This is a genomic window from Pantoea sp. CTOTU49201, from assembly GCF_032054795.1.
Classification (GTDB): Bacteria; Pseudomonadota; Gammaproteobacteria; order Enterobacterales; family Enterobacteriaceae; genus Pantoea; species Pantoea symbiotica.
This window is the reverse complement of sequence record NZ_DAMBSA010000006.1, coordinates 1-15,528: the sequence shown is the minus strand read 5'-3', so window position 1 is coordinate 15,528 and position 15,528 is coordinate 1. Positions and strand designations below refer to the sequence as shown.

20 protein-coding genes and 2 pseudogenes are annotated in these 15,528 nt (G+C 50.4%); 5 read left to right on the top strand and 17 right to left on the bottom strand.

What is annotated here, in order from left to right:
- The 7 genes and pseudogenes from RTY00_RS00995 to rluE all read right to left on the bottom strand — a co-directional run.
- Positions 1-578, bottom strand: a pseudogene (locus RTY00_RS00995) (two-component system sensor histidine kinase PhoQ); the annotation flags it as partial.
- A gap of 3 nt (positions 579-581) precedes the next feature.
- Positions 582-1,250 carry a two-component system response regulator PhoP gene (phoP, locus tag RTY00_RS00990; protein WP_256696218.1) on the bottom strand — a complete coding sequence of 223 codons (669 nt, stop codon included), beginning with the start codon at positions 1,248-1,250 and terminating at the stop codon, positions 582-584.
- Between the two features lie 183 nt (positions 1,251-1,433).
- Complete coding sequence (gene purB, locus RTY00_RS00985; RefSeq protein WP_061716919.1) at positions 1,434-2,804, bottom strand: adenylosuccinate lyase; 1,371 nt, start codon at positions 2,802-2,804, stop codon at positions 1,434-1,436.
- 44 nt (positions 2,805-2,848) lie between these two features.
- A complete protein-coding gene (gene hflD, locus RTY00_RS00980; protein ID WP_176970282.1) occupies positions 2,849-3,490 on the bottom strand; it encodes a high frequency lysogenization protein HflD in 642 nt (213 codons plus the stop codon).
- Between the two features lie 36 nt (positions 3,491-3,526).
- Positions 3,527-4,639, bottom strand: a complete 1,113-nt coding sequence (mnmA, locus tag RTY00_RS00975) for a tRNA 2-thiouridine(34) synthase MnmA (RefSeq protein WP_008103001.1) — start codon at positions 4,637-4,639, stop codon at positions 3,527-3,529.
- A gap of 42 nt (positions 4,640-4,681) precedes the next feature.
- Positions 4,682-5,155: an NUDIX domain-containing protein gene (locus RTY00_RS00970; RefSeq protein ID WP_061716915.1), complete on the bottom strand. Its 474-nt coding sequence runs from the start codon at positions 5,153-5,155 to the stop codon at positions 4,682-4,684.
- 30 nt (positions 5,156-5,185) lie between these two features.
- Entirely contained in the window at positions 5,186-5,854 is a 669-nt protein-coding gene (rluE, locus tag RTY00_RS00965) for a 23S rRNA pseudouridine(2457) synthase RluE (RefSeq protein ID WP_409519109.1), read from the bottom strand.
- A gap of 101 nt (positions 5,855-5,955) precedes the next feature.
- On the opposite strand from rluE, the gene icd reads away from it, so the two are divergent.
- Positions 5,956-7,206, top strand: a complete 1,251-nt coding sequence (gene icd / locus RTY00_RS00960; protein ID WP_008108175.1) for an NADP-dependent isocitrate dehydrogenase — start codon at positions 5,956-5,958, stop codon at positions 7,204-7,206.
- A gap of 69 nt (positions 7,207-7,275) precedes the next feature.
- Here icd and RTY00_RS00955 read toward each other — a convergent pair whose 3' ends face one another.
- From RTY00_RS00955 to RTY00_RS00930, 6 genes are all read right to left on the bottom strand, one after another.
- Entirely contained in the window at positions 7,276-8,808 is a 1,533-nt protein-coding gene (locus RTY00_RS00955) for a hypothetical protein (protein ID WP_312663132.1), read from the bottom strand.
- Positions 8,802-9,728 (bottom strand): glycosyltransferase family 2 protein, encoded by a 927-nt coding sequence (locus tag RTY00_RS00950; RefSeq protein ID WP_312663131.1) that lies wholly within the window; start codon positions 9,726-9,728, stop codon positions 8,802-8,804. Before RTY00_RS00950 ends, RTY00_RS00955 begins: the two co-directional genes overlap by 7 nt.
- Entirely contained in the window at positions 9,725-10,084 is a 360-nt protein-coding gene (locus RTY00_RS00945; protein WP_312663130.1) for a GtrA family protein, read from the bottom strand. Before RTY00_RS00945 ends, RTY00_RS00950 begins: the two co-directional genes overlap by 4 nt.
- A 173-nt stretch (positions 10,085-10,257) precedes the next feature.
- Positions 10,258-11,514: a mechanosensitive ion channel domain-containing protein gene (locus tag RTY00_RS00940; protein WP_312663128.1), complete on the bottom strand. Its 1,257-nt coding sequence runs from the start codon at positions 11,512-11,514 to the stop codon at positions 10,258-10,260.
- Between the two features lie 99 nt (positions 11,515-11,613).
- Positions 11,614-12,009: a type II toxin-antitoxin system HicB family antitoxin gene (locus tag RTY00_RS00935; RefSeq protein ID WP_312663127.1), complete on the bottom strand. Its 396-nt coding sequence runs from the start codon at positions 12,007-12,009 to the stop codon at positions 11,614-11,616.
- Between the two features lie 40 nt (positions 12,010-12,049).
- Positions 12,050-12,232: a type II toxin-antitoxin system HicA family toxin gene (locus RTY00_RS00930; RefSeq protein ID WP_036649445.1), complete on the bottom strand. Its 183-nt coding sequence runs from the start codon at positions 12,230-12,232 to the stop codon at positions 12,050-12,052.
- 270 nt (positions 12,233-12,502) lie between these two features.
- Between RTY00_RS00930 and RTY00_RS00925 the strand changes: the two genes are divergently transcribed.
- Entirely contained in the window at positions 12,503-12,700 is a 198-nt protein-coding gene (locus tag RTY00_RS00925) for a DUF6404 family protein (protein ID WP_008108184.1), read from the top strand.
- Between the two features lie 101 nt (positions 12,701-12,801).
- Positions 12,802-12,996 (top strand): hypothetical protein, encoded by a 195-nt coding sequence (locus RTY00_RS00920; protein ID WP_312663126.1) that lies wholly within the window; start codon positions 12,802-12,804, stop codon positions 12,994-12,996.
- 28 nt (positions 12,997-13,024) lie between these two features.
- Here RTY00_RS00920 and RTY00_RS00915 read toward each other — a convergent pair whose 3' ends face one another.
- The 3 genes from RTY00_RS00915 to RTY00_RS00905 all read right to left on the bottom strand — a co-directional run bounded on the left by RTY00_RS00915 (position 13,025) and on the right by RTY00_RS00905 (position 14,366).
- On the bottom strand, positions 13,025-13,273 hold the full coding sequence (locus tag RTY00_RS00915; protein WP_007891510.1) for a CsbD family protein: 249 nt from the start codon (positions 13,271-13,273) through the stop codon (positions 13,025-13,027).
- Between the two features lie 150 nt (positions 13,274-13,423).
- On the bottom strand, positions 13,424-13,975 hold the full coding sequence (locus RTY00_RS00910) for a hypothetical protein (RefSeq protein WP_312663144.1): 552 nt from the start codon (positions 13,973-13,975) through the stop codon (positions 13,424-13,426).
- Between the two features lie 61 nt (positions 13,976-14,036).
- The gene (locus RTY00_RS00905) at positions 14,037-14,366 is read right to left on the bottom strand and encodes a hypothetical protein (protein WP_061717565.1); all 330 of its coding nucleotides are present in this window, start codon (positions 14,364-14,366) and stop codon (positions 14,037-14,039) included.
- A gap of 199 nt (positions 14,367-14,565) precedes the next feature.
- Between RTY00_RS00905 and RTY00_RS00900 the strand changes: the two genes are divergently transcribed.
- Positions 14,566-14,745 (top strand): hypothetical protein, encoded by a 180-nt coding sequence (locus RTY00_RS00900; protein ID WP_312663143.1) that lies wholly within the window; start codon positions 14,566-14,568, stop codon positions 14,743-14,745.
- Between the two features lie 129 nt (positions 14,746-14,874).
- Positions 14,875-15,258 (top strand): hypothetical protein, encoded by a 384-nt coding sequence (locus RTY00_RS00895; RefSeq protein ID WP_008108188.1) that lies wholly within the window; start codon positions 14,875-14,877, stop codon positions 15,256-15,258.
- Between the two features lies 1 nt (position 15,259).
- On the opposite strand, the pseudogene RTY00_RS00890 reads toward RTY00_RS00895, so the two are convergent.
- Positions 15,260-15,528: pseudogene (locus RTY00_RS00890) on the bottom strand (MBL fold metallo-hydrolase); the annotation flags it as partial.

Here is a 15,528-nt window from a genome sequence, read left to right as displayed (position 1 = left end):
AACCACGACCACACCACATCGGAATGCTGCAACTCTTGTGGAATCGAATCGACCACCACAATGGTCAGCGCGGGTAAATTGGTGGTGGCATCGTAACGATTGACGGCGACCGAGTGAGTAAAGGTGTCATTGCTGTCGCTATCCAGCGCGTGCAAGCGCTCTTTCGCCTGCGGGTTATTGCCCATCGCCGCCATGCTGGTGCGATTGCTGGTGTCGATTTCATAGAAATCGGGCTTGAGCAGCCATTCACGACGAATCTTTTTGCGGATGTCCGGCACATCGCGCTGCTGCCACAGCAGTTTGCCGTGTTCATCGTAGATAAAGACCAGCGTGGGGAAATTAAGCGTCATGCGCTCGGGCTGGCCGATGGTGAGCTGATTGTCGTGCCACTGTGCCAGCGTGAAGAACAGATTGCTCTCGCCGCGCATCACGCGATAGGTATTTTTATCGAAGCTGACAACGTAGCCGACCACGGCGACCATGCCATAGGAAAGTGACAAAAACAGCACGATCGCCGCGGTCGCCAGCAGAAAACGGGCACGAAGTGAGAAGGGCCGTAAGCGTTGTAACCACGTCATAAATCAGAGATCAAAGCGATAGCCCTGGCCGCGCACGGTGTTGATCACTTCGGTCGGATAGAGTGAGAGAATTTTTTTGCGCAGACGGCCCATCAGCACGTCGATGGTGTGGCTTTCGCGCAGTTCGGCGTCGGGATAGAGCTGCAGCATCAGCGAATCTTTGCTCACCACTTTACCGGCGTTACGAATCAGGGTTTCGACAATGGTGTACTCAAAGGCGGTCAGTTTTACCGGTTCGTCTTGCACCGTCAGTTCACGGCGAGAGAGATCGACCTGGAACGGCGGCATAGAGATAATTTGCGATGCATGACCGCTGTTGCGACGCATCAGCGCCTGCAAACGTGCAGCCACTTCTTCAATGTGGAATGGCTTAGTCACGTAGTCATCGGCACCGGCTTCCAGTGCTTCCACTTTGGCCTGCCAGCCTTCGCGAGCGGTTAATACCAGAATCGGTTGGCGTACAGCATCGGTGCGCCAGCGGCGAATCAGCGACATGCCATCTTCGTCCGGCAAACCGAGATCGACCAGCGCGATGTCAGGCACATGTTCTTGCAGGAAATAATCCGCTTCTTTGGCATCTTCTGCGGCATCGACCTGATGGCCCATGTCACGCAGCTGCACGGCGAGGTGATGGCGCAGCAGCGCATTATCTTCCACAACCAGTACACGCATAGTATTTCCTTAGCTTCGAACGTAGTGATGATGAAGTGAGTATATGCGAGAAGAGCTAAACCGCAGATTAACACCGGGCAATGTTGAAAAACATCAGGTCGCCATAAATGGCGACCCTACAGCGCGGATGTCGTAGGGTGCGCATTTATGCGCACCCAGATAAAGGACGTCTGTTACTGCCGATTACTTCAAATCATCAACCATCTGAATCGCACGGCCGAGGTAGTTGGCTGGCGTCATTTGCTTCAGACGCACTTTCTCCTCTTCCGGCAGTTCGAGGCTATCGATAAAGGTCTGCATGCCGGCGGCATCAACGCGTTTACCGCGCGTCAGCTCTTTCAGCTTCTCATACGGTTTTTCAATGCCGTAACGGCGCATCACGGTTTGGATCGGCTCAGCCAGCACTTCCCAGTTGTGGTCCAGCTCGTCCAGCAGACGATCGCGGTTCACTTCCAGCTTAGAGATGCCTTTCAGCGTGGCCTGATAGGCGATCAACGCATAACCGATGCCCACGCCAAGGTTGCGCAGCACGGTGGAGTCGGTCAGGTCGCGCTGCCAGCGTGAAACCGGCAGTTTGCTCGCCAGATGCTGCATCATCGCATTAGCCAGGCCGAGGTTGCCTTCGGAGTTTTCGAAGTCAATCGGGTTCACTTTGTGCGGCATGGTGGACGAACCGATTTCACCGGCGATGGTTTTCTGCTTGAAGTGATTGAGCGCAACGTAGCCCCAAATATCACGATCAAAGTCGATCAGAATGGTGTTGAAACGCGCGATGCAATCAAACAGTTCAGCGATGTAATCGTGCGGTTCAATCTGCGTGGTGTACGGGTTCCAGGTGATGCCCAGCGAGGTGACAAACTGCTCGCTCAGCTGGTGCCAATCTACTTCCGGATAAGCCGAGATGTGGGCGTTATAGTTGCCGACCGCACCGTTGATTTTACCCAGCACTTCAATCTTGCTCAGCTGACGTAACTGGCGCTCCAGACGATACGCCACGTTCGCCATTTCTTTACCCATGGTTGACGGCGTTGCCGGCTGGCCGTGGGTGCGCGACAGCAGCGGAATGTCGCGGTATTCGTGCGCCAGACCTTTTACAGCATCGATCAGTTTGTTCCAGAACGGCACGATCACATCACGCCGTGCAGTTTCGAGCATCAGCGCGTGCGACAGGTTATTGATATCTTCGGAGGTGCAGGCGAAGTGGATAAATTCAGACACCGCATGCAGCGCAGGGACATCGGCCACTTTCTCTTTCAGGAAATATTCCACGGCTTTGACGTCGTGGTTGGTGGTGCGCTCGATGGTTTTGATACGCGCCGCGTCTTCTTCGCTGAAATTGGCGACAATGGCATCAAGGAAAGCGTTTGCGTCGGCATCAAATGCAGGAACTTCCTTGATCTCTACAGTCGTAGCCAGTTTTTGTAACCAGCGAACCTCAACCTCAACGCGGAATTTCAGCAAACCGAACTCGCTGAAAATGGCGCGCAGTGGGCTGACTTTATCGCCGTAACGACCATCGACAGGTGAAACGGCGGTCAGAGAGGATAATTCCATCAGTGCAACTCCTGAATCGTTTAACAATTATGCCGGGGCGGCGCTTAATACGCCGGGCCCAGGCGGGATAAAATGGTTTTAGCTTCGCTCAGCAAGCGCTGGCGCGAGAACATCAGCTGCAGGCGGCCACCGCCAACCTGCTGCCATAACACCGCAGAGCGAATGCCGGCCAGCAGGGCGGCGCGCACTTTACTCTGCACTTGTGAATTCTGTAATACCTGCGGCGAACCGGTCACCTGAATGCGCGGGCCCAGCGGGCTAATCACATCGACATAAATACCAGCCATCGCGCTGGTGATGGTGTCCGATTCCAGCTCGTAATGCGCCAGCTGACGGTCAAGCTGGCCGATGCGCTGTGCCAGCGTGTTCATCGCAGTTTTATTGCCGTGCAGCTTACGCTCCAGCACCATCATGCTTAAGGTGTAGCGCGTCAGTTCTGCGCTGGCGCCCTGACGATTGCTGCTGTTCAGCACCGCCATTAAGGTCTCTAATCCAACCTTCAAATTGGCTTCGTCGTTGCCAAACACTGCCAGCGTTGAACCGGGATTGAGATCGATCAGGCTGCGCAGCGACACGTTCAGTGCCGCGTTATTGCAATGTCCCTGCTGCGCGAGCTGTTGCACCACATGGGCGGCCTGACATACGCCCGCCAGCGCCAGTGTAATCTCATAATAGTTCTTAGCCACGCTTAACTCCTGTCATCGCGTCGGGCAGCGCCGACCTTAGGCTTCTGCCAGAGGCAGGCGTTGTTCGATAATGCCGCCGCCGAGGCACACTTCTCCGAGATAAAACACGGCAGATTGGCCTGGCGTGACGGCCGCAACCGGCTCGTCAAAACGGACTTCAATACGGTCGTCGCCGTGCGGAATGATTTCACACGGAATGTCGGTCTGGCGATAGCGGGTTTTCACCGTGCAGCGCAGCGGGGCGGTAATCGGCTGGCGATCGACCCAATGCAGCTGTTGGGCAATCAACCCCACAGACATCAGGCGCGGATGCTCGCCGCCTTGCGCCACGATTAGACGATTGCGCGCCACATCTTTGTCGACCACATACCAGGGATCGTCGTTGCTCTCTTTACGACCGCCAATGCCCAGGCCTTTACGCTGGCCGAGCGTGTGGTACATCAAGCCCTGATGTTCACCGACGATTTCGCCGTCAACGGTTTCGATTTCGCCCGGCTGAGCAGGCAGATAGCGGCCAAGGAAGTCGCGGAACTTGCGCTCGCCGATAAAGCAGATGCCGGTGGAATCTTTCTTCTTCGCGGTGATCAGATCCAGCTGCTCAGCGATGCGGCGTACTTCCGGCTTATCCAGTTCGCCAACCGGGAACAGGCTTTGCGCGATCTGCTGGTGGCTGAGCGTGTAGAGGAAATAGCTCTGATCTTTGTTGCCGTCGAGTCCGCGCAGCAGGCGGCTTTGACCGTCAACATCCTGACGGCGCACGTAGTGGCCGGTGGCGATGAAATCTGCACCGAGATCATCCGCCGCGAACTCAAGGAAGGCTTTGAATTTGATCTCTTTGTTGCACAGGATGTCGGGATTCGGCGTGCGGCCCGCTTTGTACTCTTCCAGGAAGTGTTCGAACACGTTATCCCAGTACTCTGCGGCGAAGTTGATTTTGTGCAGTTTGATGCCGAGTTTGTCACACACGGCTTGTGCGTCAGCCAGATCATCGGCGGCGGTGCAATACTCCTCGCCATCGTCTTCCTCCCAGTTCTTCATGAACAGGCCTTCAACCTGGTAGCCCTGCTGCTGCAGTAGCCAGGCGGAAACGGAAGAATCGACGCCGCCGGACATTCCGACGATCACTTTTTTCTGGCTGTTGTCAGACATGACGCACTCTTAAATTACGATAAAAACAGGCGGCGCATTCTATCATGCAGAAGCGGGGCGCGCACCCTCATGAAACGGCCACTGGAACGGCGCAACCAGATGCAGCGGATAACGCTCGCCTTGTTGCCACAGCCGCACGCTCTCTGCCACTAGCGGCGAACGCAAGCGATTAGCCGTCAGAATCTGCTCTGGCGGCAGCCACCAGCAGCAATCGATGTCGCGATCGTGCGGCGAGGTTTCGACTTTTTCGGCCAGATCGAGGCCAAACAGGAAACGCACAAAAGGTGTATCGTCCGGGGCAATCCACTGCTGCACGCCGAGGAAATATTCGGGATGGGCGTCGATGCCGGTCTCTTCAAACAGTTCACGCTGCGCGGCTTCGAGCAGGGTTTCATTGGCCTCAAGATGCCCGGCGGGCTGATTCCAGGTAATACGACCGTGCACGCGCTCTTCAACTACCAGCAAATGTCCCTGTGCCTGCACAATGCAGGCGACCGTTACATGAGGTTTAAACATCCTTCCTCCGAAATTGTTAACTAAAAGTTATTAAATGGCTACACTGATATCGCGCCATTCACCCGGGGGCAAATCGCCTAACTGATGTTCGCCCATCGCAAAGCGAATCAGGCGCAATGTCGGAAAACCGATGTGGGCCGTCATGCGCCGTACCTGACGATTTCGGCCCTCAAACAGGGTGATTTTCAGCCAGCTGGTGGGAATTGCTTTGCGCTCGCGAATCGGCGGCTGGCGCGGCCACAGCCACTCTGGCTCGTCCACTAATTCAATGCCTGCGGGCAACGTTGGGCCATCATTGAGCGTCACGCCGTTGCGTAACAGGGATAAATCTGATTCCTGCGGTGCGCCTTCCACCTGCACAAAATAGACCTTTCCGGTGCGCTTGCCAGGCTGCGTCAGCGCGGCTTGCAGCGCGCCATCGTTGGTCAAAACCATCAATCCTTCGCTGTCGCGATCGAGGCGGCCTGCGGCGTAAACGTCGCCTATCGGCACAAAATCTTTCAGCGTGCGGCGTCCGGCTTCGTCACTGAATTGCGGCAAAACATCGAAGGGTTTGTTAAAGAGTATGACGCGTCTTGGGCCTTTCGGACGGGTATCACGGCGCACGGGCTTACGTGCTGGGGCGTTCGCACGCTTATCCTGGTGAATACGTTGAGAAGTTTTTCGCATGGGCTTTGCAGTCAGAATCATTCGGCGCATTATAGCGCGAAACTACGGTGATTGGCGTAGCGGAAATAATCAAGTAGTATTGACCCGCATCTTACAAATCATTAACAAAAAATCGCTCGAAGGAGAGGTTGATGGAAAGCAAAGTAGTTGTTCCGGCGGAAGGTCAAAAAATCACCCTGGCTCAGGGAAAACTTACAGTTCCGAATAACCCGATTATTCCTTACATTGAAGGTGACGGTATCGGTGTTGATGTTTCCCCGGTAATGTTGAAAGTGGTTGATGCCGCTGTGAAGAAAGCCTACAACGGCGAGCGTAAAATTTCCTGGATGGAAATTTATACTGGTGAAAAATCAGTAGAACTTTACGGCCAGGACGTCTGGCTGCCGCAGGAAACCCTCGATTTAATCAAAGAATATCGCGTTGCCATCAAAGGCCCACTGACTACGCCAGTTGGCGGTGGTATTCGTTCTCTGAACGTTGCGCTGCGTCAGGAGCTGGATCTGTACGTGTGTCTGCGTCCGGTTCGCTACTACAAAGGCACCCCAAGCCCAGTTAAACGCCCTGAAGAAACCGATATGGTGATCTTCCGTGAAAACTCAGAAGATATCTATGCCGGTATCGAGTGGAAAGCGGGCACGCCAGAAGCGGATAAAGTGATCAAGTTCCTGCGCGAAGAGATGGGCGTGAAGAAAATTCGCTTCCCTGAGCAGTGCGGTATCGGCGTTAAGCCATGCTCGGAAGAGGGTACCAAACGTCTGGTGCGCGCAGCAGTGGAATACACCATCACCAACGATCGTGATTCTCTGACCCTGGTTCACAAAGGCAATATCATGAAGTTCACCGAAGGTTCTTTCAAAGACTGGGGCTACCAGTTAGTGAAAGAAGAGTTCGGCGGCGAGCTGATCGATGGCGGCCCGTGGATGAAGTTCAAGAACCCGAACACCGGTAAAGAGATCATCGTTAAAGATGTGATCGCGGATGCCTTCCTGCAGCAGATCCTGTTGCGTCCAGCTGAATACGACGTGATCGCCTGTATGAACCTGAACGGTGACTACATCTCTGATGCCCTGGCGGCACAGGTTGGCGGTATCGGTATCGCACCAGGCGCAAACATCGGTGACGAATGTGCTCTGTTCGAAGCGACACACGGTACAGCACCTAAGTATGCAGGTCAGGATAAAGTGAACCCAGGTTCAGTAATCCTGTCGGCAGAAATGATGTTGCGTCACCTGGAATGGTTTGAAGCGGCTGACCTGATCGTTAAAGGTGTTGAAGGCGCAATCGCTAACAAAACCGTGACTTACGATTTCGAACGTCTGATGGACGGCGCTAAACTGCTGAAATGTTCAGAGTTTGGTGACGCGATCATCAACAACATGTAATTTGCCAATTAGGCAGAAAGCATAACGGGAGCCAATGGCTCCCGTTTTTTTGTCTAATAAATGATGGCTTTATTTATCGTCTAGCTGCGGGAACACAATCCTGTGGTTATAAACCAGAATAGTCATCCCATCGAATGTCATAACTTCGTCAGCTGCACCTAACTGTTGGCGAATGGCGTCTACGCGGCGATTGGCTTCACTGCTCTTATCTGCAGTCTCGATGGCAGGAATAGCCACAAACTGACGCTCAGGAGACTGTTGAATAAAATCGGGTTTTAACCAGGAACGCATGTTTTGGACACGTGAACGATTCGACATTATCTGGAAGTTATCCTCCCATCTGACTGAAGTAATATGAATTTCATTTTCGGATAACCAATTCACATTATTAGCCAGTAACCAATAATCACTGTAGCCAAAGGTTAAATTATTCTTCTTAAGAAAATCGATATAAGCCCAGGTTTTCGATTCCTGGTCGGCAAAAGGAGCACTATATTTGTAGTAAGAGTAATAAGACGAACAGATAAATAAGGCGAAAATGCATGCAACCAGAGGGTTACTTTTGAATGAAAAGCGTAGCGTTACTACCATCATCAGGAAAATAAAGGCGTTTACAAAGAAACGAGCGCTGCCTTCATAAGGCATGTCGTAACCGATTATGAAAGATGAAATGATCGCTGAAATACTTAGGAATGAGAAAATAGCAATAAAACGCGATTGAGTTCCTTTTTTCCAGCATACGACTAAAGCATGGATAAATAAAACAGACCAAATGAGTAATGAAACCGCGTAAACAATATTGTTATCGATAAAGAACAAATTGAGACTGCGGCCCATTACATGTATAACCCATTCGAAGTTAATAGGCCATTGCGCTAATGGCACCAACTCGAATCGCTGAATGGGAATGTGTAACCAGCGCGGCACGGCGTGAATCATTGTGAAAATGAAAGTAACCAGATAAATTATACTGGCTTTTTTGGTGATTACTTTCTGCCATGTAAAATAGAAATGCGTCAGCAAAAGCGGAAGGAAATATGTTGCTGCAAACCACGGATCCGAAACAGCAGTAAGCAGAGATAATACACTGTAAAGCAGGCAGATAGAGGTCGATTGCCTTTTAAGATTAAAAAAGCAAAGAGCAAAGATTACAATACCAAAAAAGTTTGTGGAATAGTGTGAAAAAGGATGGGCGATAAAACCATAGATATAACAGTAAGCGGGTAATGAGATAATGAGGATTGGAGCGAATATAAAACTGATTTTTTTATTAGTTGCATTGATAATAACAGCAACAATCAACGGTGTGATGAACACAAAGAACATTGTTGACAAAGTCAGTGCGAAACGCCCATCACTGGAAAGTAAGCTGAAGAAAATAAAGTTTACAGGATAAACGGTAAAGTACCAGTTATCCGGTGTTGGGAACCAATCCTTAAAAACTGAAAATCCTTCAGTTAAAAATCCACGCCATACCAGCGGACTGTTAGCGACATCCGGTTCAAATGGAAAGTAGCGGAAGGTTAAATACCATGAGGCAGCAAAAGTGAATGCAATGAGAAGTAACCATATCATTCGCTTCATAAGTTGTGAGCTTAACATTTCTTAATCCCTTTAGAACTTTTAATTAAATATCGTGGTCTTTTCTTGGTTTCGATATATATTCTGCCGATGTACTCGCCCAATACACCAATGCCAATTAACTGAATTCCACCCAGAAAAAGAATGGATACCAAAATTGAAGGATATCCGGCTACGGAATTACCCCAGATAAGCTTGTCCATAATCATCCATAAGCCGTAAATAAAGGAGATAGCAGCAACAGTGAAACCGATATAGGTCCAAACTCTCAATGGGAAGGTTGAAAAACTCGTGAAACCTTCCAGAGCTAAATTCCACAACTTCCAACCATTAAATTTGCTCTCACCGCTTATGCGTTCGATACGTGAATATTCTACAATCGCGGTATCACCCTCAACCCAGCTCAGGAGGCCTTTCATAAATAAATTTCTTTCTTGCAGTTGCTTGATATTTTCAACTGTCTCACGCGAGAGGAGTCTGAAATCCCCTACATTTTCCTCAATTTTAGGGTGGCTGATTTTATTATGCAGTTTGTAGAACCACTCAGCACTTTTCCGCTTAAAATTACTGTCACTGGTGCGGTCTATGCGTTTTGCGAGAACCACCTGCCATCCTTCCTGCCATTTACTGATAAGCTTTGGAATAACCTCAATAGGATCCTGAAGATCTACATCCATAGGGATTATGGCATCGCCACTGGCATGTTCTAGTCCGGCGAGTAATGCCGGCTCTTTGCCAAAATTACGCGTGAAATTAATCGTTTTTATTGCAGGGTCACTATCGGCGAGGGCATTGATGATTTTTTCCGTTGCATCTTTACTACCATCATTGATAAAGAGAATTTCAATATCAAACTCTGTGAGTTTTTCTTTCACTTCCCGATAGAATATCGGTATGGCGTCTTCCTCATTAAATACAGGCACCACCAGAGAAATTTTCATTTTTTCACCCTAAAAACAATAAAGTTTGAATAGATGAAGCCGAATACCAGGCTTATTATAGAAAATGAAATAAGCGTGATAATCGGATTAATATGTGTGTGATCGGCGAAGCTGCCAATGCCGGCGGCCATCATGCCCATAAAAGCCACAAAGATGATATAGCGAAAAGTTGTCGCTTCAGCTTTAAACGTCCAGCGTGCGTTAGCAAAAAATGAAAATGTTACGGCGACAATGAAAGCCAACAGATTAGCCAGCCATTGGCGGGTATTCAGAGTATACAGGGCTGCAAACACCATCCAATGGATCAAGGTGTTAATGATGCCAACTGATAAAAAACGTGAGAATAATTTCAACATAGTGAAATGTTAGCCATGAGGACATCATTATTTTTAAAATGGCTGGGAATTTTACATGGAGGGATACGATAAATAAAGTTGTAAAATCATCGTTTTCATCGACGTTTTACCTTCGAATGGGAATCGCGCATTAGCAAAAAAATGGGAGCCAATGGCTCCCGTCTTTAAATGCATTAATCGACTTGCTGCTCATTGGATTTTGCCACCTGAGCTCGCTCCTGCGACAGCCGCCAAAAATCGCTGCCACCCGGCTGCTGATACATCCGCAGCGAGAAGTGGCCGACAATCGCGTAAATATACTCAAAAATGGCCGATTGTGAATCCTCATAATCCACCCACAGTACCGACGAAGTGAAGCAATACACCTCCACCGGCAAACCTTCAGGCGAAGGTTTCATGGCGCGTACCACGATATACATATCTTTCTTGATGTCGTCGCGCTGCGATAGCCACGCCGTCAGGTATTTACGAAACACCGTCAGATTGGTGATGCCGTTTTCCGCATACCAGCGCTCGCCCACCGCATTGCTGTCGCGGCCATCCATCAGCGCCGAGAGTTGCTCACTGACACCGCGAATTTGACTCATTTGCTGCACCATATCGTGATCGAGAAAGCGTATCGACATCTGATCGAGATGGAAGCTGCGCATAATGCGGCGCGCGCCGGAGGAGAACATCGCCTGCCAGTTGGTGTAGGTTTCGGTGAGGAAGTTTTTGGTCGGGATGCGCGACAGCGTATTGTCCCAGTTGCGAATGGTGATGGTGTGTAGCGCGATATCGATCACTTCGCCGCTGATGCCGTTATCTGGCATCTCAATCCAGTCGCCGAGTTGCAGCACATCGTTCGATGACACCTGAATATTGGCCACCAGCGACATCAGCGTGTGCTGGAACACCAACATCAACACCGCCGCTACCGCACCCAAACTGGAGATAATAATCACCGGCGATTTATTCGACATTATCGCCAGAATCATGATCGCCGAAATAATATGCACCAGAATCTTGCCGACCTGGATATAACCCTTGATCGAGTGATTCTTACGTTTGGCTTTTTTCGAATAGGAGTTATTAACGATCTCCAGCACTTCGGTAAAGAACAGCGATAAATACACAAAGAACAGGATGCCGCAGATGGTCTTTATCGCGATCAACAGATGTTCCGGTAAATCTGGCATAAATTGCAGCAGATAATAGACCGTGATCACCGGAATAAAGTTAGAGAGCTTCTCTGACAGCCTGACGTCCTTGTCCAGCGGCACCTGATTTTTGTGCGTGCTGAAGAACACCTTCCTGACCACCTTCACGATAAAGAATTTACAGATCAGATGGGCGATCATGCCGGCAAACATCAGTAACACCAAGCTAAACGCGGCCGACAGCACCGTGTTGCCCTCAATAAAACTTTGTATCTTGCTTAAATAATTCATTTCAACCACATGCCGGACAGTGTTGGCGGGAATTCAAACATAAACGCGCCGGAGGCGATATGCGACGCGTGCGCAAAGGCGTTGTTGTGCAGTAACACGTTATGAATGTGATAACGCTTTACGCGCGGCTTCAGCGAGAAAGTGGCTGCGGCTGTTATAGCGCGCATCATTCCCCACGGCCTGATCTATCTTTTCAATCAACAAGTTCGGCATAGTGATGTTGATGCGCTCAGATTTACCCAGATAGCGCGTAATATCGATCTCAACATAAATCCAAATTCCTGTCTGGCTAAAATCGGTGATCCAATTCTGCGAAGGCTCGGGAATGAGCATGCCTTTCTCTGCCATTAATTCAAAATGCGCACTCAGCGCTGACTGGGCATCGTAAAGGGTGTGCTCAGGTGTATCTCCAGCAAAGTAGCAGCCGGTTACGTCAGGGAAGAAACCGCTGGCAGAGCCATCAACATCAATTTCAACAAAGGCGGGATACAACATAATGTTCACCTGTGGCTGAGTTTAGTAGGGCGTAATCGCGCTATTTAAGTTTGGCGTCCTTCAAAATCTGCATCAGCGTGCCTGTTTTTAGGTCCTTTCTCGGGTGCGGAACGGTGATGAGATAACTGAAATCAGGATGGGAGAACTGATGATGACTGCCTTTGATTCTTTCAAGACTCCATCCGGTGTTCACCAGCATTTTAATTAGCTCAGAGCTTTTCATCGCCATCCCTGCCATCAAATTATACACACGATACACACCCATGCAATCGTCCTGCCTTGCTCATGGCATGCTTAACCGCGCTTAAATTAACCTGATGACGCCAGAGTTGCGGCAGCGTTAAAGCGCATTCTGTACAGCGTATTCCCAACACTTTGCGTTGCTTTACAATCCACTTCATAGAAGTTTGAATCAGTTAACATTTACGTGCTGATGGCAGTGTGCATTAAAGACTAAACCGCTATCTTCAGCGCTTACGATTCAGGAGGTGGTATGCAAGGTGTAATCAAGTTCGTCAAAGGCTGGCTGATTTTTTCCCTGTTGTGGGGCATTTTTATGTGGTTTGTTTCGTGGCAGGCGCAGGGCAAAGAGATCGGCATGGTGATCGTGATGAGCTTGTATGCGGGATTAATTTACCAGGCGCTGATGACCATGGTTGCGCGATACAAAGCACGGCGCGCGCAGGTGTAGTTATACACAACTGACGACAGAGCTTTGCGGCACATTGACGCTGATTTGCACTGACTCGGGCAATCTGAGCCGACATATCTCAGCTTGCTGGTAAAAAAACGATGGGAAAGAAGGTTATCGCTGCGTGGTTTTTTCTGCTGCTGTCCGTGGCTGCTTGCGCCCAGCCTTCAGGCGTAATTACGCTCACCATGCAGCACGATCGTCATTTGAAGATGGAAAACAGCACTGCAGATGTGGCTGAAACGCCGGATGAGCATATTCAGGAACGCATTGAGGATGTTGGACATCGCCAATAAATTGGGGCCTTAAGGCCCCATTTACTGATTACTTACGTCCGAGCAGAAAACCGACAATCACACCAATGCTGGCTGCAACTGCCAAGCCGGTCGCGGGATTGTCGCGTACCGATTTCACCACACAATCCGCTGCATCCTGAACCGCATAGCTGGCTTGAGCCGGATAACGACGCGCCGCGCCTTTGGCTTGCTGACGGCGTGAGCCGGTGAATTCGCCAAATTTTTCCTGAACGGCACCTGCCGCTTCATTCAATTTTGCTTCCGCTTTGTCGCTCATAATTACTCCCTGATCGTGGTGAATGTCCTGTAAAGCGTAGTCAGAGAAACTGTATGCAGCAAATGACGCAGCGGTAAAGGTTGTAACAGCAGTTTGCAGTAAGCAAAAATTCTGCGCGCAGCAGAAAGGCGGGAACGCAATAGTCTGAACTTAGGGCTTTCCGCGATAAGCCGGATACCAGCTCACAAGGAAGTGACGCAGATGATCAAAACACCATTCGGCATCGTCAGCTTGCTGGCAGTAATAGCGCAAGGTCACTTTTTCATAACGCATGTGCCGTTGTTGCAGCGGTGACCAACCCCAATCGAGTACGGCGCGCGCGTAGTTGATCAGCGTGCCACTCTGCATGTTATGTTGCTTCTCCTGACGGCTGAGGTAGATTTCAAACGCCTGATCGAGGCTTTGTGTCTCTTCCGTGTTGAAGCTTGCAGTCGTCGGACGAAATGCCACATCGATAAACCCGCACACGCCGTCATCACGCTGCTGCCAGTCGCAGGCCAGCGTCATAAACAAGCCATCCTGCAAATTGACCTCTTCCAGCAGACGTTGCATATTTTCGGAATGTTTACCGGCAGTGATCTCATCAATACGATCGGTTTCCAGCGTGAGGTCGAATCCACAGGGATTTACCGAGCCATCCGCATTGGTGCTGGCAGGGAAGGGGAAATCGATATAACCGTTGTTATCCAGACTCTTTTCCATCATGCAGGTCCGCAGCGTGAGATGGTCAGACAATAAACCATCTCGCACTGCGACGCACGGCTTATGGGCACGTCCAGGTGATCATGGTGTTCTGATAGGGATTGATCAGGCGGAACTGTTTATCCGACAACCGTTGCGCGTAGAAGCCCTCAGCGGTGATGGCCGAAGGCACGTACTGGAAGCGATCGGTAGAGTGCAGCGTACCGCTTTGCACCTTCACGCCATCGCGCGAGACGGCGAAGGCGCTCACCAAATCAAAGATGCGTGCCTGCGTATTGCCCATCGATTGTCCATAAATCGTCGACACTTCGCCCGGACAGTCGACACCTTTCGGTGCGGAACTGCAGCCAGCTAAAACTAAAAGGGTGAGTACAACCGTGATTCGCCACATGAGCACCTGCTTCATTCCCTGGTTTGCAATGGCACGCCAATGCGTACTGATAAGTGGATCATAGCAGGTCTGACGCTGCTTCCCATTTGTCATTTGTATAATCGTTAAGCGGAAGGAATGTAAAGGGGTGACTTTACTAGCAGAGAAACGGTATTCTTGCCAGCGTTGCGCACCAGGTAAGCAAAACAAGGGTAAATTAATGAAAGAAGAAGAAGCGAGTTTAATGATTCTTCAGCACGCGATCGACAAATTAGAAGCCGACAAAAAGAAGCAGGTATTGAACTGCGTAGCGGCCATTCAGGAAGTGATGCAGCGTTTTGAAGCCGAAGAGGCCGGGCTGGCATTGATGTTGGTCGCGGCGCAAGTGGCTGCTGAGTAGTTCCTGCTCCCGCGAAATCTCGCCACGTTTGATGTACCAGGCTTTGCTGCTGTTAGATAACGTTCATGGAATGCAGTAGCAAAGCCAATCACTCCACGAAATCATCATTTAACCTCAGCGGAGAACCCAATGAAGGCGATAGTTATGGCCGTTGGCGTGCTGGCTTGTCAGATTGCGCCCGCCTGGAGCGAAACCGAATATCAAATTACCTGTCCCGGCCGTCCAACCATGACGGTATCGCGTGCTGAGTATGGTTTGAGTACCTTAATGTGGCCGACGCGCCACTTTCAGATCGCTGCCGGTCAGCAGCGCACCAGCCTGAAAGGCGGTGACAAAGTTGCCATCACCCGTTTTCGTAATGGCGATCAGTTAATCGTGAATAAAAATAACGATGAAACCTTCTTCGTCTACGCCAACAGCAACAAGCTGTTGCCATGCAGCCGTACCGATAAGCGCGATGCACAGATTCTGTCGCTGGAACGCTACGACGACAGTGCGCGCCCAAATTCGTGAGTTAATAACCCGGTTTGATCAGCTGCCGTTGGCGCAAATCCAGCGGTGACTGTTCTGCCTCATCGATGGCTGCCAGCCAGCTCTGCAAATTCACTTTGGCCCACGACAGATGTCCGCGCGTGGTGCTCATCAACACCACATCGGGACGCAATGAGCGATAAAGCTCCAGCGACTGCTGCAGTTCGGTGGGATTGCTGTCTGGCATCAGCACGCTGATCCAGCGGTTATAGTCGCGGGTCAACGTATCGCCGACAAACAGATAAGTCTGGC